At 72.6% G+C, this 18,409-nt stretch carries 17 protein-coding genes and 1 pseudogene; 11 read left to right on the top strand and 7 right to left on the bottom strand.

Annotated elements, in window-relative coordinates; all coding sequences use genetic code 11:
• Positions 1–17 precede the first annotated feature (17 nt).
• From DJ74_RS00215 to dapA, 6 genes and pseudogenes are all read right to left on the bottom strand, one after another.
• Positions 18–1,171 (bottom strand): annotated as a pseudogene (locus DJ74_RS00215) (M20/M25/M40 family metallo-hydrolase).
• Positions 1,168–2,124 (bottom strand): diaminopimelate epimerase, encoded by a 957-nt coding sequence (gene dapF / locus DJ74_RS00210; RefSeq protein WP_094525934.1) that lies wholly within the window; start codon positions 2,122–2,124, stop codon positions 1,168–1,170. The pseudogene DJ74_RS00215 and the gene dapF overlap by 4 nt, the downstream one beginning before the upstream one ends.
• On the bottom strand, positions 2,121–3,554 hold the full coding sequence (gene lysA / locus DJ74_RS00205; RefSeq protein WP_094525933.1) for a diaminopimelate decarboxylase: 1,434 nt from the start codon (positions 3,552–3,554) through the stop codon (positions 2,121–2,123). Before lysA ends, dapF begins: the two co-directional genes overlap by 4 nt.
• Positions 3,551–4,390, bottom strand: a complete 840-nt coding sequence (locus tag DJ74_RS00200; protein ID WP_094525932.1) for a 2,3,4,5-tetrahydropyridine-2,6-dicarboxylate N-succinyltransferase — start codon at positions 4,388–4,390, stop codon at positions 3,551–3,553. Before DJ74_RS00200 ends, lysA begins: the two co-directional genes overlap by 4 nt.
• Positions 4,391–4,447: 57 nt before the next feature.
• Complete coding sequence (dapB, locus tag DJ74_RS00195; protein ID WP_094525931.1) at positions 4,448–5,248, bottom strand: 4-hydroxy-tetrahydrodipicolinate reductase; 801 nt, start codon at positions 5,246–5,248, stop codon at positions 4,448–4,450.
• Positions 5,245–6,243 (bottom strand): 4-hydroxy-tetrahydrodipicolinate synthase, encoded by a 999-nt coding sequence (gene dapA, locus DJ74_RS00190; RefSeq protein WP_094524904.1) that lies wholly within the window; start codon positions 6,241–6,243, stop codon positions 5,245–5,247. The genes dapB and dapA overlap by 4 nt, the downstream gene beginning before the upstream one ends.
• Positions 6,244–6,608: 365 nt before the next feature.
• On the opposite strand from dapA, the gene DJ74_RS00185 reads away from it, so the two are divergent.
• From DJ74_RS00185 to DJ74_RS00155, 7 genes are all read left to right on the top strand, one after another.
• Positions 6,609–7,505 carry an HD domain-containing protein gene (locus DJ74_RS00185; RefSeq protein WP_094524905.1) on the top strand — a complete coding sequence of 299 codons (897 nt, stop codon included), beginning with the start codon at positions 6,609–6,611 and terminating at the stop codon, positions 7,503–7,505.
• Positions 7,506–7,602: 97 nt separating this feature from the next.
• Positions 7,603–8,115, top strand: coding sequence for a PUA domain-containing protein (locus DJ74_RS00180; protein ID WP_094524906.1), 513 nt, complete (start codon positions 7,603–7,605; stop codon positions 8,113–8,115).
• Positions 8,116–8,179: 64 nt separating this feature from the next.
• Entirely contained in the window at positions 8,180–8,866 is a 687-nt protein-coding gene (locus DJ74_RS00175; RefSeq protein ID WP_094525930.1) for a 2,5-diamino-6-(ribosylamino)-4(3H)-pyrimidinone 5'-phosphate reductase, read from the top strand.
• 288 nt (positions 8,867–9,154) lie between these two features.
• Positions 9,155–10,078 (top strand): coiled-coil protein, encoded by a 924-nt coding sequence (locus tag DJ74_RS00170; RefSeq protein ID WP_094524908.1) that lies wholly within the window; start codon positions 9,155–9,157, stop codon positions 10,076–10,078.
• A 147-nt stretch (positions 10,079–10,225) separates the two neighbouring features.
• A complete protein-coding gene (sppA, locus tag DJ74_RS00165; RefSeq protein WP_094525929.1) occupies positions 10,226–11,161 on the top strand; it encodes a signal peptide peptidase SppA in 936 nt (311 codons plus the stop codon).
• A gap of 120 nt (positions 11,162–11,281) precedes the next feature.
• Positions 11,282–12,409: a DUF373 family protein gene (locus DJ74_RS00160; protein ID WP_094524910.1), complete on the top strand. Its 1,128-nt coding sequence runs from the start codon at positions 11,282–11,284 to the stop codon at positions 12,407–12,409.
• 165 nt (positions 12,410–12,574) lie between these two features.
• A complete protein-coding gene (locus DJ74_RS00155) occupies positions 12,575–13,399 on the top strand; it encodes a shikimate dehydrogenase (protein ID WP_094524911.1) in 825 nt (274 codons plus the stop codon).
• A 28-nt stretch (positions 13,400–13,427) separates the two neighbouring features.
• On the opposite strand, the gene DJ74_RS00150 is transcribed toward DJ74_RS00155, so the two are convergent.
• Positions 13,428–13,886, bottom strand: a complete 459-nt coding sequence (locus tag DJ74_RS00150) for a transporter (protein WP_094524912.1) — start codon at positions 13,884–13,886, stop codon at positions 13,428–13,430.
• A gap of 128 nt (positions 13,887–14,014) precedes the next feature.
• On the opposite strand from DJ74_RS00150, the gene DJ74_RS00145 reads away from it, so the two are divergent.
• The 4 genes from DJ74_RS00145 to DJ74_RS00130 are packed head-to-tail and all read left to right on the top strand — an operon-like array spanning position 14,015 to position 18,064.
• Positions 14,015–14,614: a helix-hairpin-helix domain-containing protein gene (locus DJ74_RS00145; protein WP_094525928.1), complete on the top strand. Its 600-nt coding sequence runs from the start codon at positions 14,015–14,017 to the stop codon at positions 14,612–14,614.
• 46 nt (positions 14,615–14,660) lie between these two features.
• Entirely contained in the window at positions 14,661–16,451 is a 1,791-nt protein-coding gene (locus DJ74_RS00140; RefSeq protein WP_094525927.1) for an anthranilate synthase component I family protein, read from the top strand.
• Positions 16,444–17,160, top strand: a complete 717-nt coding sequence (locus DJ74_RS00135; protein WP_249269089.1) for an aminodeoxychorismate/anthranilate synthase component II — start codon at positions 16,444–16,446, stop codon at positions 17,158–17,160. The genes DJ74_RS00140 and DJ74_RS00135 overlap by 8 nt, the downstream gene beginning before the upstream one ends.
• Positions 17,153–18,064: an aminotransferase class IV gene (locus DJ74_RS00130; RefSeq protein ID WP_094525926.1), complete on the top strand. Its 912-nt coding sequence runs from the start codon at positions 17,153–17,155 to the stop codon at positions 18,062–18,064. The genes DJ74_RS00135 and DJ74_RS00130 overlap by 8 nt, the downstream gene beginning before the upstream one ends.
• Positions 18,065–18,409: the final 345 nt, after the last annotated feature.

The following is an 18,409-nucleotide window of genomic DNA, read 5'->3' as shown; positions in this document are numbered from 1 at the left end:
TCCGCTCTTCGCCGCCGTCAGCGCGACGCGTCGCCGCCGTCAGCGCGACGGTTCGCCCCACCGAGCAGCGCCGTAATCGACCGTTCGACCGTCTCCGCGGCGGCCGCCACCTCTCGCACGCGGACATACTCGCGCTCCGAGTGCGCGACCGCGCCCGCGTCGTCGGCGAGGTCGCCGGGGCCGAACACGACCGTCGGCGCCGGTGCGAAGTACGACGCCTCCGTCGCCGCGCCGAAGGGGCGCACGGATCCCCCGCGGTCGGTCGCGAGCCCGGTCGAGTCGGCCGCCGCCCGCGCCGCGCCCGCGACCGCGTCGACCAGCTCGTGATCGGGGGGCGTCGAGAACGCCTCGAAGAAGGGCGACTCCCGGTCGGTGAGCGCGACGTCGACGCCGACGTCCTCCGGGACCCGCGCCCGCACCGCGGCCGCGAGCGCCGAGCGGAATCCCTCGGCCGTCTCCGGCGGGACGCTCCGCCGGTCGACGGTGATCTCGCAGTCCGCCGGCACCTGGTTCGTCGCCTCCCCGCCCTCGATGACGGTCGGCGTGAGCTTCGGCGGGCCGAGCTGGGGGTGCTCGTCGGCGTCCGCGTCGAAGGTCCGGACCGCCTCGAGCGCGCCCTCGGCGGCCGCGACCGCGTTCGCGCCGGCGAACTCCGCGGCGTGCGCCGCGGTGCCCGACAGCTCGACGGTACCCTGGAACCGCCCCTTCGCGGCGGTACACGCGTCGAGCCCGGTCGGCTCGCCGACCAGGAACAGGTCGCCGTCGAGCCGGTCCTCGGTCCCCGGCAGCCGCCCCGTCAGCGCCGCCGCCCCGGGAGCGCGGCGAGCGGTCCCTTTGCGTCGCACGCGCCGCGCCCGCGGATCACCTGGTCAGGGGCTCCGCCGTTCGATGCGGAACCCAATCGCTCGTCCTCCCCGGCGACGCCCCGCTCGAACGGGACGTGCGGCGTCACCGTGTCGAGGTGCGTGTTCGCAACGAGGTGCGGCCCCGCGTCCGGCGCGGGCGAGCGCTTCTCCGCGAGCACGCAGCCGCCGGCGACGACCTCGCTGTCGACGCCGTGCCGGTCGAGCGTCTCGACGACCAGGTCGCGCATCTCGTCGACGGACTCGTGAGAGGGGGTCCGAACGGCGCGCTCAAGGAAAGAGACGGGATCGAACGAGGGGTCGCTCATCGCGGGTCGGCGGGCAGGCTCCCGGTGAACTCGTGGGCGACCGGACCGGTCAGCGTCGCGTGGCCCGCGTCGGGCACCGTGATCTCGAGTTCGCCGCCCGGCGGGCGGCTCACGGCCGACTCGCCGTCGATCAGGCCGAGCCGGCGCGCGGTGGCGACGACCGCCACGGCGCCGGTGCCGCAGGAGCGCGTCTCGCCCTCGACGCCGCGCTCGAAGGTGCGCTGGTCGAGGACCGCCGGCCCGTCGCCGCTCCCGTCGTCGACGACCGCCGCGAGGTTCACGTTCGCGCCCTCGGGGAAGACGTCGGCGCTCCGGACCGGCGGAGCGACGGCGTCGAGGTCGACCGCGTCGATGCCCTCCGACTCGTCGCGCCCGCCGTCGACGAACGCCACCGCGTGGGGGACGCCCGTGTTCACGGCCGTTACGGTCAGTCCCGCGACCGGTTCGTCGATCAGCGGTTCGTCGCGGGCGACCGGGACCCGACGGGGATCGAACGTCGGCTCGCCCATCTCGATGGTCGCCGCGGTCGCGTCCGCGTTCACCGAGGCGCGCCGCGTGCCCGCCTGCGTGTCGATCATGAACTCGCGGTCGCCGGTCCGGTCGTGGGCCCACCGGGCGACGACGCGCGCGCCGTTGCCGCACATCGTCGCCGTCGAGCCGTCGGGCTGGACCAGCGTCATCACGACCCGTGTCGGGTCGAACCGCTCCTCGATACTTAAAAAGAGGACGCCGTCCGCGCCGCGGTGGCCGGCGGGCGCGTCGCCTCCCGTGCCGCTCGCCGCGGCCGCGCCGCGGTCGGCGTCGAAGTCCGCCCCGTTTACGCCCGTCTCGCGGTCGCAGTGAGCGCGCGCGAACCGCGCGCGGTCGCCGACGCTCTCCGCGGTCGCGTCGACGACGAGGAAGTCGTTGCCCGTGCCGTGGTACTTCTCGATCGGGACTGCGTGGGTGCTCATCGCTCCCCCTCCGTCTCGGGCGCCGCCGTCGCTCCTGAACGGTCCTCCGTCCGTTCGGCCGCCGTCACGTCCGTCAGGCTCTCTCGTCGTCGGGCGACCGTCGCGGTTCCGTCGTCGAGCGCGACCTCCGCCGGCCGCGGTCGTGAGTTGTATTGGCTCGCCATCTCGTATCCGTACGCGCCCGCGATTCCGACCGCGAGGAGGTCCCCTCGGGCCGGATCGGCGAGCGCTCGGTCTCTACACAGGGTATCACCGGTCTCACAGATAGGTCCGGCGACCGTGACAGGGGTTGCCTCCCGCTCGTGGGGGGACGGGGCGTCGCTCCCGTCGCCGCCCCGTCCGCCGCCGAGGTTCCTGATCGGGTGGTACGCGTCGTACATCGCCGGACGCAGCAGGTCAGTCATCCCGGCGTCGACGCCGACGACGCGCTCGTCGGGGGTCGGCTTCACCGTGTTCACGCGCGTCAGCAGGACGCCCGCGTCGGCGACGACGTACCGGCCGGGCTCGATCGCGAGGTCGGCGCCCGCGGGCAGCGGTGCGACGGCCTCTCGGGTGGCCGCCGCGACCGCACCGAGGTCGAGCGGCGGCTCGTCCTCCTCGTAGGGGACGCCGAACCCGCCGCCGACGTCGACGTACTCGAGGTCTAGGGGGGCGGGCGCGTCGCCGTCCCCGGCCGCGTCGCCGTCGGGCTCCGCGAGCTTCCGCGCCAGCGCTCCCATCCGCGAGACCATCTCGCGGTGGCTGTCCAGCTGGTCGGGGTCGATGCCGGAGCCCGCGTGGGCGTGGACCCCGACCACTTCGAAGCGCTCGGCGGCGTCGCGGGCCGCCTCGGCGGCGCGGTCGTACGGGATCCCGAACTTCGCCGCGCCGCCGGTCCGGACCTTCGCGTGGTGGCCCGCGCCGACGCCGGGGTTCACCCGGACGCAGACCCGCCCGTCGTAGCCCCGCTCGGCGAGCCGGTCGAGGGTGTCGACCGCGCCGACGGTGACCGTGAGGGCGGGCTCCGCCTCGGCGACGCCGACGACGTAGTCGAGGTCGCGGGCGGGCGGGTTGACCGCGGTGTAGTGGAGCCGCTCGCCGCCGAAGCCGGCCGCGAGCGCGCGGTCGACCTCGCCGGCCGAGGCGCACTCGGCGTCGAGCCCGGCCTCGCGGACCGCTTCGAGGACCGCCCGTCCGGTGTGGGCCTTCACCGCGTACCGGACGTCGGCGTCGGGGAAGGCGTCCCGGAGGCGCTCGCAGTTCTCGCGAACGCGGTCGAGGTCCTGCGCGTACAGCGGCGTGCCGTGCTCGGCCGCGAGGTCGGCGAGGCGGTCGGCGTCCCAGTCGCTCACGCGTCGGGCCGGGGGGTCGCCGTCGGCGGCGACGGGGCCAGCGGCGGAGTCGCCGTCGGCGGATTCGTCGGACGATCCGCCAGCGTCGCGGTCGCTCATTCGCGGAGGGCGTCCTCGCGCCGCGTCGCCTCCAGCGTGTCCTCCTCGACGTGGGTCGCGACGACCGCGGGCTTGTACGCGCCGCCCTCGAACAGGTCGTGGTCGCCCACGGAGGACTCCACCATCCGGGTGAACGCCCGGCGGTCGGCCGGGAGGTGGCCGTAGAGGACCTCCTCCTCGACGAGGTCGTAGACGGGGATCCGCGGCGTCAGGAGGGTGTTCTCGCCCACGATCGAGTTCTCGCCGACGCGGAAGCCCGAGGTGACCCGGCAGCCCGCGCCGAGCGAGACGCCGTCCTCGACGACGACCGGCGCGTCCTCGACGGGTTCGAGGACGCCGCCGATCAGCGTGTTGGCGCCGAGCTTGACGTTCTCGCCGAGCTGGGCGCAGGAGCCGACCGTGTCGCAGGAGTCGACGAGGGTGCCGTCGCCGACGTGCGCGCCCATGTTGACGAACGAGGGGCTCATCATGATGCAGTCGCTCCCGAGGTACGCGCCGCGCCGGATGACGGTGCCGTCGGGGGTGTTGCGGGTCCCGCGCTCGCCGAGGTCGGCGGTGTCGCGGAGCGGGAGCACGTCGTAGTAGGTGACGCCGCCGTGCTCGCGGGGCTCCGTCTCGCGCAGGCCGAAGTTCAGCAGGATGCCTCGCTTGACCCACTCGTTGGCCTCCCAGGTGGTCACGTCGTCGCCGGTCTTCTCGGCTGCGCGGACCTCGCCCGCCTCCAGCGCGGAGAGGAACTCGTCGATCACGGCCGCGTCTTCGGCGGTCGCGTCGGCGGCGGTCAGTCCCCCCTGATAGCGGTCCCACAGATCGGATACGTCGGATTCGAGCGTCATTGCGTAGTGTAAGGATGAGTGTCGGTATTTATTCGTCGATATGCGGATGCTTCGTAGTTATTCGTTTCCGGCGTCGAGCACGTCGTCGAACCCGTACCAGCCGGGGTCGCGGCCGGCGAGCCAGGCGGCGGCGTCGAGCGCGCCCTCGGCGAACACCCCGCGGTCGCCGGCGCGGTGCGTGAGCTCCAGCGTCTCGCGGTTCCCCGCCACGAGCACCTCGTGTTCGCCGGTGACGTCGCCCGCGCGCCGGGCATGTACGCCGATCTCGTCGGGTTCGCGCGGCGCGTCGCCCTCGCGCCCGTGGACGCGCTCGTCGAGGTCGTCGCGGACCGACTCCACGTCGTCGAGGATCGACTTCGCGGTGCCCGAGGGGGCGTCGCGCTTCCCGTTGTGGTGCGTCTCGGTGAGCTCCACGTCGTAGCCGGGGAGCGCGGCCGCCGCCTCCCGGACCGCGCGGCGGAGCGCGGCGACGCCGCGCGCGAAGTTGGACGCCTTGAGCACCGGGACCGCGTCGCTCGCGGCCCGGAGGCTGTCGAGCTGTCCCCCCTCGAAACCGGTCGTCCCGGTGACGAACGGGACGCCCGCGTCGGCGCAGGCCCCGGCGTACGCGACGGCCGAGGCCGGTCCGGTGAAGTCGACGAGGACGTCGGGGGACTCTGCCGCGAGCAGCTCCCCGAGCCGGTCGGCGTCCTCGACGTCGACGCCCGCGACGGGCTCTGTCGCGGTGCGGTTGACCGCGACCGCGACGGCGACGCCCTCGCGGTCGGCGGCCGCCTCGATAACCTCGCGGCCCATTCGGCCGCCGGCGCCGGTGATGGCGACGGAGAGGGAGGGGGAGTCGGCCGCGCCGCCGCTCATTCGGCGCCCCCCGTTGCGGGCTCGACGACCTCCGGTTCGACGGTTCCGGGCGCGGCCTCGTCGTACTCGGCGAGCAGGTCACGCAGGACGTCGCGGCGCTCCTCGGAGAGCCGCGAGAGCGGCGAGCGGACCAGCGGCCCGCCCCGGTCGCGGATGTGCATCGCCTCCTTCACCGGAATCGGGTTCGTCTCGGCGAACAGCTCGCGGACGAGCGGCGAGAGCTCGTGGTGGAGCGCGCGGGCGCGGTCGTAGTCGCCGGAGAGCGCGGCGCCGACCATCGCGCAGGAGCGCTCCGGCTCGACGTTCGCAACGACGCTGATAGTGCCGGTGCCGCCGATGGAGAGCACCGGGAGCGTGAGCCCGTCGTCGCCGGAGAGCACGGAGAAGGACTCCTCGCGGGTGCGCTCGATCACCTCGCTGATGAGGTTCAGGTCGCCGGAAGCGGCCTTGTACCCCTGGATGTTCGGGTGCTCCGCGAGCTCGACCGTGACGTCGACCGGGATCGACTGACCGGTCCGACTTGGGACGTTGTAGACGATCTGTGGAAGGTCGACCTCGTCGGCGATCGTCCGGTAGTGGTTCAGGAATCCCTGCGCCTCCGGCTTGTTGTAGTACGGGGAGATGAGGAGGAGGCCGTCGGCGCCCGCGTCGGCGGCCCGCCGGGACAGCGAGAGCGCCTCGGCGGTGTTGTTGGAGCCGGTGCCGGCGATGACCGGGATGTCGTCGAGCGCGTCCCGGACCGTCTCGATCACGTCGACGTGCTCGTCGTGAGTCATCGTCGCCGACTCGCCGGTGGAGCCGACCGGGACGACCCCGTCGACGCCCGCGCGTTCGAGGTGCCGGGCGTTGTCGGCGAGCTGCGCGTGGTCGACCTCGTTATCGTCGGTGAACGGGGTCGTCATCGCGGGGTACACCCCCTCGAAGGGCTCGGTCGTCTGGTCTCGGTCCGTCTCGGTTCGGGCTCCGTAGGGCGTCGTGGTGGTCGCGTCTGTCATGGGTGCGCTGTGGGTGTCTGCGGTCGGTCGAACGCTGCTGCCGTCTGCGGTCGGCCAGTGTTCGTGGTCGTCTGCGGTCGGTCGGGAAACGAACGGTGCGCGCGGGTCGGGGGTCGTCCGGGACGGGGTCGCCACTCCCGCCGGCGGACGGCTCACGCGCGTTTTTTCGAGAAGAGCCGCGTCGCTGACGGCCTCGGCGAGCCGCGTCCGGACGCGGGTCGGATCACACCCGTACTGGACGCCTGTACCGCTTATAAGTTGTGTCTGTGGTCGAAACTGCCGCCCGGCGAGGCGCGCTCCCGGGACGCCGCGCCCGGACCGGGCACGCACACCTTTTAGGTCGCCGACGCGTCTTCACCGATCTCATGACCGATCCCGCCGAGTCGTCGACCGACCCGGACGACCCCGTCCCCCCGAGCGACGGCGCCGCGACCGACCCGGATATCCGTCCCGACACCGACGCCGACCGCCACGAGTACGACCCCGAGGCCGACCACGCCTTCCCCGACGACCGCCTCAACGAGATGCTCGACCGGATCGCCGCCGACGCGGAGATCACCGCGTACCTGGAGGCGCAGAACGTCAACCCCGTCGACCGGAAGGGGTACAACGACCACGGCGCCAAGCACGTCGAGATCGTGCGGGACCGCGCGCTCCGGCTGTACGACCTGTTGAAGGACGGCGGCGTCGAGTTCAACGGCGCTCGCCAACAGGGGCTCGACGAGGCCGACGAGCCGGTGGTCATCGCGCTCGCGGCGACGCTCCACGACATCGGCCACGTCGTTCACCGCCACGATCATCCGTACTACTCGATCCCGCTCGCGGCCGACCTCCTCGACCGCCTCCTCCCCTCCTTCTACGACGTCCCGGAGCAGGTGCGCGTGAAGGCGGAAGTGCTCCACGCCATCCTCTGTCACCACACGGAGGAGCAGCCGCTGACGCTGGAGGCCGGGGTCGTTCGGATCGCCGACGGGCTCGACATGGAGCGCGGGCGCTCGCGGGTCCCCTACGAGGAGGGCGGGCGCGGAATCAACACCGTTTCCTCGCAGGCGATCCAGCGCGTCTCGCTGCGGGAGGGCGAGGAGACCCCCGCGCAGGTCGTGATCCGGATGAACAACGCCGCGGGCGTCTACCAGGTGGACTCGCTGCTGAAGGCGAAGATGGAGGGGTCGCTGGTGGAAGACCAGATACAGACGATCGCGATCAACACCCACAGCAACAGGGACGGGTCGGAGTCGATCGTCGACCGGATCGAGCTGTAGGCCGGTCGCCCCGTGTCGCGGATCCGGGTCGTTCCGCGTCGCGGATCCGGCCGCGCCGTGTCGTAACGGCTTTGCGCGTGGCCGGGACAGTGCGGGTATGACCGACGCCGACGCGCTGGCGGACTTACGGACCGGCGCCGACTACCAGTTCGGCGCCGGCGCGGGCCGCGCCCTCTTCCCCCCGGACGACCCGTTGACGGTCCGCCGGTCGAGCGGCGGCCGCCCGCGGCAGGTCATCGTCGGCGACGTCGACGACACCCCCGGGAGCTCCGAGGGCGACCGCCTCGTCTCGTACGGCACCGACGGGCGCTTCACGCTCGGGGTCGCCGGCGGCCGGCGGCTGCGGGAGGCGTTCGACCAGCCGCGACACCGGATGGTCGTCGGCGAGGAGAGCGAGCCGTTCGTCCGCGAGGGGCGCAACGCCTTCGCGAAGTTCGTGGTCGCGGCCGACGACGGGATTCGCCCCGGCGACGAGGTGCTCGTCGTCGACGAGGCGGACGCGCTGTTCGCGGTCGGCCGCGCGGAGCTCTCCGGCGCGGAGGCCGAGGCGTTCGCGAGCGGCGTCGCGGTGAAGGTGCGGAACGGGGTCGGCGGCGGCGACGCGGAGTGACGGAACCGCCGGCGACGCCGTCGGCGACCGAAACGACCATTCCCCGCCCGCGACACGCACGCGTATGCACGTCGTCGTCAACGCCGCCCAGAGCGTCGACGGGAAGCTCGCGACGCGGCGCCGGGAGCAGCTCCGCATCTCGGGCCCGGAGGACTTCGACCGGGTCGACCGCGTCAGAGCCGCCGCGGACGCGGTGCTCGTGGGCGTCGGGACGGTGCTCGCCGACGACCCGCACCTCACCCTCGACGAGGAGGACCGCCGCGTCCAGCGCCTGCGGAACGGCCGCCCCGGCCATCCGGCCCGCGTCGTCGTCGACTCGCGAGGGCGGACGCCGACCGACGCCCGGATCCTCGACGACGCGGCGACGACGCACCTGCTCGTCTCGACGGCGACGACGGAGGAGCGCCGCGCGGCGCTGGAGGCGGCCGGCGCCGAGGTCGTCGCGGTCGAACCCGAGACCGACGACGGTCACGTCGACCTCGCCGCGGGGTTCGCGGCGCTGGCCGACCGCGGCGTCGACCGCCTGATGGTCGAGGGGGGCGGCGAGGTGATATACTCCTGTTTCGCGGCCGACCTCGTCGACGAGCTCCACGTCTACGTCGGGTCGATGGTGATCGGCGGTCGCGGCGCCCCGACGCTCGCCGACGGCGAGGGGTTCACCGAGGCGTTCCCGCGGCTTGACCTAACCGACGCGGAGCGGTTCGACGACGGGGTCGTGCTCTCGTACGAGGTCCGCGACGACGCGTCGTGAGTCCCGCGTGAGACCGCGGCGCCCGTCCGGCGGGGGCCCGGTAGACGTTTCATAAATACTGATGGGTGTGTGATCGGTCAGCACGGATCGGCGGGTATACGGCCCGTGCTACCGGGTTACACCCGATTCACCGAAGTCTTTATATGTCGGCCGGCGGTAGGATTTGGTACCAGAACGCCTCCGGCGCTGGTAGGATCGCACGCTGAAATGAACGGGAGCTCTTGTGAACGGCCCGACGCACGACGGCGAGCACCAGCCATCCCCGGAGCGGTGATGGAGAGATAAAAAATGGTAACGAAAGACGAAGTCATCGATCAGTACGACATCGAACCGATGGACGAAGCGGACAACGTAGACCTTTCCGAGGACGACCTCGACAACGGGTCGAAGGGACAGCTCATCAAGCGCGCCGGTCAGCTGCGAGACCGACGCAACGAGCTGAACCAGATGGCCTCCGAGCGCGCCTCCAAGCGCGACGACCTCAACGCGAAGACGCGCGAGAAGGTCGACGAGGCCCAGGAACACCGCGAGAAGCGCGACGAGCTCAACGAGCAGGTCCAGGAGCACAAGGACAAGCGCAACGAGCTCAACGCCGAGGCCAACGAGCTGTTCGACGAGGTCGAGGAGCTCAAACAGGACATGGAGCTCGGCTCCGGCAAGTCCATCGAGGAGCTCAAAGAGGAGATCGAGGACCTCGAGTTCCGACAGCAGACCGAGGTTCTCGACGCGGAGGACGAGCGCGAGCTCATCGAGAAGATCGACGAGAAGCGCGAGAAGCTCGCCGAGAAGAAGGACAAGGTCGACGACACCAGCGAGCTCGACGAGCTGGTCGAGGAGGCCGAGGAGGTCCGGTCCGAGGCGTCCCAGCACCACCAGAAGGTGACGGAGCTCGCGGACAAGGCCCAGGAACACCACAACCAGATGATCGAGGCCTACCGCGAGGCCGACGACATCCGCGACGAGGCCGACGAGATGCACGAGCTGTTCGTGGAGGCCCAGGAGGCCGCCGACCGACACCACGAGGACTTCGTGCGCGTCCAGAAGCGCCTGCGCGAGCTCGACAAGGAGGAGGAGCGCGAGCGCAAGGACGAGCGCGCGGAGAAGCGCGAGGAGGAGAAGGAAGAGGCCGAGGAGATCTACCAGAAGTTCAAGGAGGGCGAGACGCTCGACACCGAGGACCTGATGAAGCTCCAGAAGACCGGCCTGCTGTAACTCGGACGACGATTTCCCCCGGTTTTGCGGCTTTTCCGATTCCCCCAGCGACGGCTCCGAGCGCGGCGGAGGCGGTCGTCGCTCGCGCCGGTCCCCGCGGCGACCCGTAGCGCCACCATATAAACGGGCGCGCCCCCAACCGACGGTATGGAGAGCGACGCGCGTTCGGACGGACGGAACCTCCTCGCGGCCGCCGTGATCGGTGCGACGGCGACGGTGGCCGGCAGGCGGATCGTCGCCCGGCTCACCCGCGGTCGGTTCGGTGACGCCGAGGAGTACAACGCGGCGAAGGTGACGGTCTCCGGACCGATCGTCCGGAAGAGCGGCCGCCCCTCGCCGCTGTCGGGACCGGGCGGGACGACGGCCGACGACGTCGTCGAGCAGATCGAGGCGGCCGACGAGGACGAGGACGTCGAGGCGCTCGTCGTCGAGCTCAACACGCCCGGCGGCGAGGTGCTCCCGAGCGACGACATCCGGCGCGCGGCCGCCGGCTTCGACGGCCCCACGGTCGCGTACGCGACCGACACCTGCGCCTCCGGCGGCTACTGGATCGCGAGCGGCTGCGACGAGCTGTGGGCGCGCGACGCGAGCCTCGTCGGCTCCATCGGCGTCGTCGGCTCCCGGCCGAACGCGGCCGGACTCGCCGACAAGCTCGGGATATCCTACGAGCAGTTCACCGCCGGCGAGTACAAGGACGCCGGCGTCCCGCTGCGCGAGATCGAGGAGGACGAGCGGGAGTACCTCCAAGGGATCATCGACGGCTACTACGACCAGTTCGTCGAGACCGTCAGCGAGGGGCGCGACATGGACCCCGGGGCGATCCGGGAGACCGAGGCGCGGGTGTACCTCGGAACCGACGCCCTGGAGATAGGGCTCGTCGACGAGCTCGGCACCGAGGACGACGTCGAGGACCGGCTCGCGGAGCTGATCGACGCGGAGCCGGAGATCCGCGAGTTCACGCCCGAGCGCGGGCTCGCGGAGCGGCTCGGCATCGGCGCGGAGCGCGTGGCGTTCGCCGCCGGCAACGGCGTCGCGAGCGCCTTCACGAGCGAGGGGGGCGAGGTCGACGTCGAACTGCGGTAGGCCGCGCCTCCGCTGCTGGAGGCCGCGCGACGGCCCCGCCTCCGCCCGGAATCGGCCCCGGCCCCGGCGAACCCCTCGCCGACGGAGAACTTTTTATCCGGGCGGGTCGAGAGTCGAGGCGTGACGACGCTGGTCATCTGCATCGACCGATCCGGGGCGATCGGCCGGGCCACGAACGTCCCGATGCCGGTCGCCGGCTGGGAGGCGGTCCGGTCGCTCGTCACCGACGCCGGGCTCAGCGACCCGGAGGACGCCAGCGTCAACTGTCTGCTCGAGTCGCTTCGGGTCGCCCGCGACCTCCGGGACGAGCGCGAGGAGTCGGTCGTCGCGGTCGTGTCGGCGGAGAGCGACACCGCCGTCGGCGCCGACCGCTCGATCGCCGCCCAGCTCGACGACCTCGTGGACCGGTACGACCCCCGGGCCGCGGTCGTCGTCGTCGACTCGGCGGAGGACGAGCGGGTGCTCCCGATCGTGGAGTCGCGGATCCCCGTCGACTCCGTCGACCGCGTCGTCGTCCGCCAGGCCCGCGACATCGAGTCGACGTACTACCTGCTGAAGCAGTTCCTCGCCGACGAGCAGCTCCGGTCGACGATCCTCGTGCCGTTCGGGGTCGCCCTCCTGCTGTTGCCGGCGCTGTTCTACTGGTTCTCCCCCGCCGAGGCGGTCGCGGGCGTCGCGGGGCTGCTCGGCGCGGCGCTCCTCTACAAGGGGCTCGCGATCGACCGGTTCGTCGCCGGGATGCCGGAGCGCGTTCGGGAGGCGCTGTACGCCGGTCAGGTGTCGATCGTCACGTACGTCGTCGCCGCCGGGCTCGCCCTGGTGGGCGGGTTCTTCGGCGTGCTGTCGGCCTCGGAGCTCGGGGGCGCCCCGCGGCTCGTGGAGGCGATGGAGTTCACCTACGCCGCCGTCCCGTGGTTCGCGGTCGGGGGCGTGACCGCGGCCGTGGGGCGGCTCCTCGACGAGCTGATCCGCGACGAGGGGATCCGGACCCCCTACCTCAACCTCCCGTTCGTCATCGTCGCCGTCTCGCTCGTCGTCCGCGGGTTCGCGGGCTACTTCCTCGCGCAGGAGTCGGTGATCGACCCGTTCGAGCCGATCGGCGTGGGCGTGACGCCCGTCCAGCGGCTCGCGGCGTTCATCGTCGCGGGAATCGTCGTCTCGCTGATCGGCGTCAAGCTCGCGAGCGACGTCGGGACCGAGACGCTGGAGGACGTCATCGACGCGGACCGGGAGACGGACGGGAAGTGAGGGCCGGGGAGGCGAGGGCTCCGCACCCCGACCGCGCCTATTCCCGCGGTCTCCGCACCCCGACCGCGCCTATTCCCGCGGTCTCCGCACCCCGACCGCGCCTATTCCCGCGGTCTCCGCACCCCGACCGCGCCACTTTTCTCGGTCGCGGCCGCGTGAGCGCCCATGAACGTGTACGGACTGATCGGGAACCCGGTCGAGCACTCGCTGTCGCCGCCGCTCCACGAGGCCGGCTACGAGGCGCTCGGGATCGACGCGCGCTACGTCACCTTCGAGCCCGACGCCGACGCCGCGGCCGCGGCGGTCTCCGGCGCGGCCGACCTCGGCGTGGCCGGCCTCAACGTCACGGTGCCGTTCAAGCGCGACGTCCTCGACGCGGTCGACGCCGCCCCCCTCGCCGAGCGCATCGGCGCGGTCAACACGGTCGACTTCGGGCCGCTGCGCGACGGCGACGCCGACCGCCCCCGCGGCTACAACACCGACGCGGCCGGCGTGAAACGGGCGTTCGCGCGCCACGACGTCGCGCTCGACGGTCGAGAGGCGGTCGTCGTCGGGGCCGGCGGCGCCGGCCGGGCGGCGGCGTTCGCGCTGGCCGACGCGGGCGCGAGCGTGACCGTGACGAACCGAACCGCGGAGCGCGCCGTCTCCCTCGCCGAGGCGGTCCCCGGGGCGACCGGCGGCGGCCTCGACGACCTCGGCGAGCGCGTCGCCGAAGCGGACGTGCTGGTCAACGCGACCAGCGTCGGGATGGAGGCCCCCGACGAGACGCCGGTCCCCGCGGCGCACCTCCACGGCGACCTGGCGGTGCTCGACGCGGTGTACGCGCCGATCGAAACGCGGCTCCTGCGGGAGGCGGCCGACGCGGGCGCGACGACGATCGACGGGGCGTGGATGCTGCTGTTCCAAGGGGTCGAGGCGTTCGAGATATGGACCGGACGGGAGGCGCCCGTCGACGCGATGAACGCGGCGCTGCGGGCGGAGTTGGAGTGAGCGCGGAGCGGGGCCGAGGCGGGCCCCGTCAGATCAGTCCGGGCGTCGCCAGCAGCCCGGCGGTACCGACGAGCGCCACGGAGAGCCCGGCGGCGCCGTAGAGGAACGGCTTCGCGTCGCGGGCCGGCTCGCGGAGCTTGCCGGCGTCGAGCCCGTCGGCGAGCTTCCCGCTCGCGACCTCGACGAGCCCGGTGATCAGGAACCAGAGCGCGATCATCGTCAACACGAGGTGGCCGCGGCCGGTCCCGGTGAGCGACTCGACCGTGTACAGCGTCCCGGCCATGTGACCGCCGGACGCGAGGAAGGCGAGGGCGGCGATCCGAGTGATCCACCGGAGGCGGCCGACGATCGCCCCGAGGGCGTCGCCGTCGACGTCGCCGCGGAGCGCCGGCGGCAGCACGGCGAGGGTGACGAACAGCACGCTGCCGGTCCAGAGGATCGCGAAGCCGACGTGGAGCGACCACATGACCGGGTTGACGATGTCCATATCCGCCGGAGGGACCGACGCAACTTATAAACAGGCGAGACGGAGTCGCCGGACGCCAGGGGCGGTAAGCGACGGGGAACGGCCGACGGCGAGGGTTTTTAAATATCCCACGTTCGTATGCTTCGTCGATGGCCCTACTGCAGAAAATCAAGGAGAAACTCGGGTTCGGGACCGGCCGCGCCGAACGCGACGAAACGGAGACGGAAGTGACCGTCGAGAGCGACCCCGAACAGGGATCGGAGTCGGAACCAGAACCGGCGAGCGACGCCGACGACGCGGTCCCGGACGAGGGAACGGACGCCGACGAGCCGGCCGCCACGGAGACCGAGGCGGCCGCATCGACCGATTCGCTGGTCGACGAGGAGGGCGCCGCCGAGGATCCGTCCCAGGCGGCCGAGCCGGCGGAAGCGGCGGGGGTCGCCGACGAGGCGGTCGAAGCCGACGACGAGGCGGTCGAAGCCGACGAGGCGGTCGAAGCCGACGACGAGGCGGTCGAAGCCGACGACGAGACGGTCGAAGCCGACGACGAGGCGGTCGAGGTCGAGGGGACGGGCACCGACGTCGAGGAGCTCAAGGGGATCGGTCCCGCCTACGCCGAGCGGCTCGCCGAGATCGGTATCGACAGCGTCGAGCAGCTCGCGGCCGCCGACGTCGACGCGGTCGCGGAGGGCGCCAGCGTCGGCGAGAGCCGCGCCGCGACGTGGATCGACCGGGCGAAGGAGTTCTGAGACCGGCGACCGCAACTGTTTCGTCGTGCGCGCCGAACCGAGTGACATGGAGCGATCGGTACACACCGACCGGGACGGCTTCCGGGAGGTCGCCGCGGCGGCGCCCGCGGGGACCCGGGTCCCGGTCGAGCTCCGGGTCGCCGTCGGCGATCCCTTCGCGGCCTACCGCCGGGCCCGCGACGGCCCCGGCGGGTTCTGCTACGAGACCACCGGCGGCCAGTCAGGCTGGGGATACTTCGGCGTCGACCCGGTCGAGCGGCTGACCGTCTCGGACGAGGCGGTCGTTGCGACGGGGGGCGGCGAGGACGTCGCCTCGGTCGGCAACGCATCCGACGGCCCGGACGCCGGCCGCCGGAGCCCGACCGGCGACTACCGCCGCCCGAGCCCGACGCTCGCGGCGCTTCAGGGCCTCCTCGACGGGGAGCGGCTCGCGCGGGGCGACTGCGAGGTCCCCTACCCGTGCGGCGCGTTCGGCTGGCTCTCCTACGACGTCGCCCGCGAGCTGGAGTCGTTTCCGGCGTCCGCGCCGGCAGGCCCCGGCGCGGTCGACGACCGCGGGCTCCCGCGGCTCCAGATCGGCGTCTTCGACCGCGTCGCGGCGTGGGAGTGCCCGGTGGCCGACGCTGAGGACGCCGAGGGCGCCGAGAGCGCTGAAAACGACGAGGACGCGGACGAGGCGTCGTCCGTTACCCTCCGCGTGACCGCCTGTCCGCGCGTCCCGGCGGGAGTCGACGATCCGACGGCCGACCGCGACGCCCTCGACGCGCTGTTCGACGAAGGGGCGGCGCGGGCTGGCGGCCTGATCGACCGGATCGAGACGGGCGATCCCGAGGTCGGCCCCGCGCCCGATCCGGACGCATCGACGGCGACCTTCGAGAGCGGCGTCGGCCGCGAGGGGTACGCCGAGGCGGTCCGCCGCGTGAAGGGGTACGTCCGCGACGGCGATACCTTCCAGGCGAACGTCTCGCAGCGCCTTCGCGCCCCCGCCGCCGTCCACCCGGTGGAGGCGTACGACGCGCTCCGGCAGGTGAATCCGGCGCCGTACTCCGGGCTGATCGAGTTCTCGCGGGAGGCGGGGACCGGACGAGACGGCGGCGACGCGGCGGGAACGCCCCCCTCCGGCGTCGACCTCGTGAGCGCGAGCCCGGAGCTCCTCTTGGAGCGTGTCCCGACCGACGACGCCGACCGGGGCGCCCGGCTCGTGACGGAGCCCATCGCCGGAACGCGGCCTCGAGGGGACTCCGACGAGACGGACGCGGCGCTGGAGGCGGAGCTGACGGGCGACGCGAAGGAGCGCGCGGAGCACGCGATGCTCGTCGACTTGGAGCGCAACGACCTCGGGAAGGTGTCGCGGTTCGGCACGGTCGACGTCGCGGAGTACCGCCGCGTGGACCGGTACAGCGAGGTGATGCACCTCGTCAGCCTCGTCGAGGGCGAGGCGCGCCCGGACGTGGGGCTCGCGGACGCGGTCGCGGCGTGTTTCCCCGGCGGGACGATCACGGGCGCGCCGAAGCCGCGGACGATGGAGATCATCGACGAGCTGGAGGCGACGCGCCGGGGGCCGTACACCGGCTCGATGCTCGCCGCCGGCTTCGACGGCCGCGCGACGCTGAACATCGTGATCCGGACCCTGGTCCGGCACGCCGCGGCGTACCACCTGCGCGTCGGGGCCGGGATCGTCCACGACTCCGAGCCCGACGCGGAGTACGAGGAGACGCTCGACAAGGCGCGGGCGCTCGTGACCGCCATCGACGAGGCGCTCGCCGCCGGCGAGATGGCGGTGGACGGGGACGGGAGCGCGAGCGACGCGGAAGAGCCGGAGGCGGGCGATGACTGACGCGTCGACCCCCGGAGCCGACGGCGGGGCTCCCGTACGCGCCGACACCGTGGACGCCACCGACGCCGCCGACGCCGAAGGCGGCTGGCGATCGGGCGTCGGGGATTCGGACGCCCGGGTGCTCGTCGTCGACAACTACGACTCGTTCGCGTACAACCTCGTCCAGTACGTCGGCGAGGTCGCCGGCGCGGTCGCGGTCCGGCGGAACGACGCGGTCGACCTCGACGGGATCCGCGCGCTCGACCCGGACGGTGTCGTCGTCTCGCCGGGGCCGGGCACCCCCGCCGAGGCGGGCGTCTCGACCGCCGTTTTCGACCTCGATCGCCCGGTGCTCGGGGTCTGCCTCGGTCACCAGGCGCTGTGCGCCAACCGCGGAAGCCGGGTGGGTCACGCACCGGAGGTCGTCCACGGGAAGCCGTCGACGATCACCCACGACGGCTCCGGGGTGTTCGCGGGGCTCCCCGACCGGCTCCGCGTCGGGCGATACCACTCGCTGTGCGTCGAGCGCGCCGACCTGCCGGACGAGGTCGTCGAGACGGCCCGCACCGAGGACGAGCGCGAGGTCGTGATGGGCGTGCGCCACCGCGAGAAACCGCACGTCGGCGTGCAGTTCCACCCGGAGAGCATCCTCACCCCGCGGGGAAAGGCGATGGTGGCGAACTTCGTGGAGGCGTGCGAGACGCACGAGCGGGGGACCGCCGATGAGTGAGGGAGAGTCGCTCCGATATCACGTCGACGGCGAGGTCGTGCCCGCGAGCGAGGCGACCGTCTCGGTCGAGGACCGCGGGTTCGCCTACGGCGACGCCGCCTTCGAGACGATGCGCGCCTACGGCGGCGAGGTGTTCCGGTGGGACGACCACGCGGCGCGGCTCGCCGACACCTGCGAGACGCTCGGGCTCGACCACGGCCTCGCGGACGGCGACCTGAAGGAGCGGATCGACGAGACGCTCGCGGCCAACGACCTCGCCGACGCGTACGTCAAGCTCTCGGTCACCCGCGGCGTCCAGCCCGGCACGCTCGACCCGAAACCGGAGGTCGACCCGACCGTCGTCGTGATCGCGAAGCCGCTCCCCCGAGGCGGGGTGGACTCGGAGCCGGTTCACGACGGTCCGGCCGCGGTCCAGACGACGAAAACGCGGAAGCCGTCCTCGCGAGCGCTCCCCGCCGACGCGAAGACGCACAACTACCTCAACGGGATCTTGGCCCGGCTCGAACTCCGGGTCACGGGCGCGGACGAGGCCCTCATGCTCGACGCCGACGGCAACGTCGCCGAGGGGGCGACAGCGAACCTCTTCTTCGCCGACGGCACCGCCCTCAAGACCCCCTCGCTCGACGGGCCGATCCTCCCCGGCGTCACCCGCCGGACAGTGATCGATATCGCCGAGGACGAGGGGATTCCGGTCGAAGAGGGGACGTACGCCCCCGACGCGGTCCGCGAGGCCGACGAGGTGTTCCTCACCAACTCGACGTGGGAGATACGGCCCGTCGAGACTGTCGACGGCCTCGCGGTCGACGGGGACGGCGACGGGGTCGAGGGCCCCCTCACCACCCTGATATCGCGGCTGTTCGACCGCCGCGTGGAGGAGCGGTACTACGACGGCGAGCGGCTGTGAGTCGAGCGACGGCCGATCTCGATGCTGGTTTATAAATGAGCGATGCGGGCGCGTGCCTCCGAGCGCCCCTCGGGCGCGAGGAGCACGCGCGAGGGAGTCGGCTCGGCGTTTGTAAACGCCGAGCCGACGAGGCTGGGGAGGCGTGAGGCTGCGGTGCCGTGCGGCCGGGTGGGGGCTCAAAGGGGCAGCCGCGAGGGCGGCGTAGGCGACGAAAGCACCGCAACGAGGGAGCGAGAGCGACCGAGTGAGGAGCGCAGCGAGCGTACGCCGCCCTCGCGGCTGGGGCTTTGGCTGTGTTCGTCGATGAGCGGCTGTCAACCACATACGACCGAGCGGCTGGGGCTT

It is taken from the genome of Halorubrum sp. Ea8 (genome assembly GCF_002252925.1).
In the GTDB taxonomy this organism is placed as follows: Archaea; Halobacteriota; Halobacteria; order Halobacteriales; family Haloferacaceae; genus Halorubrum.
Note: the sequence above shows the minus strand (reverse complement) of the source record. Positions and strands in the feature narration are given on the sequence as shown.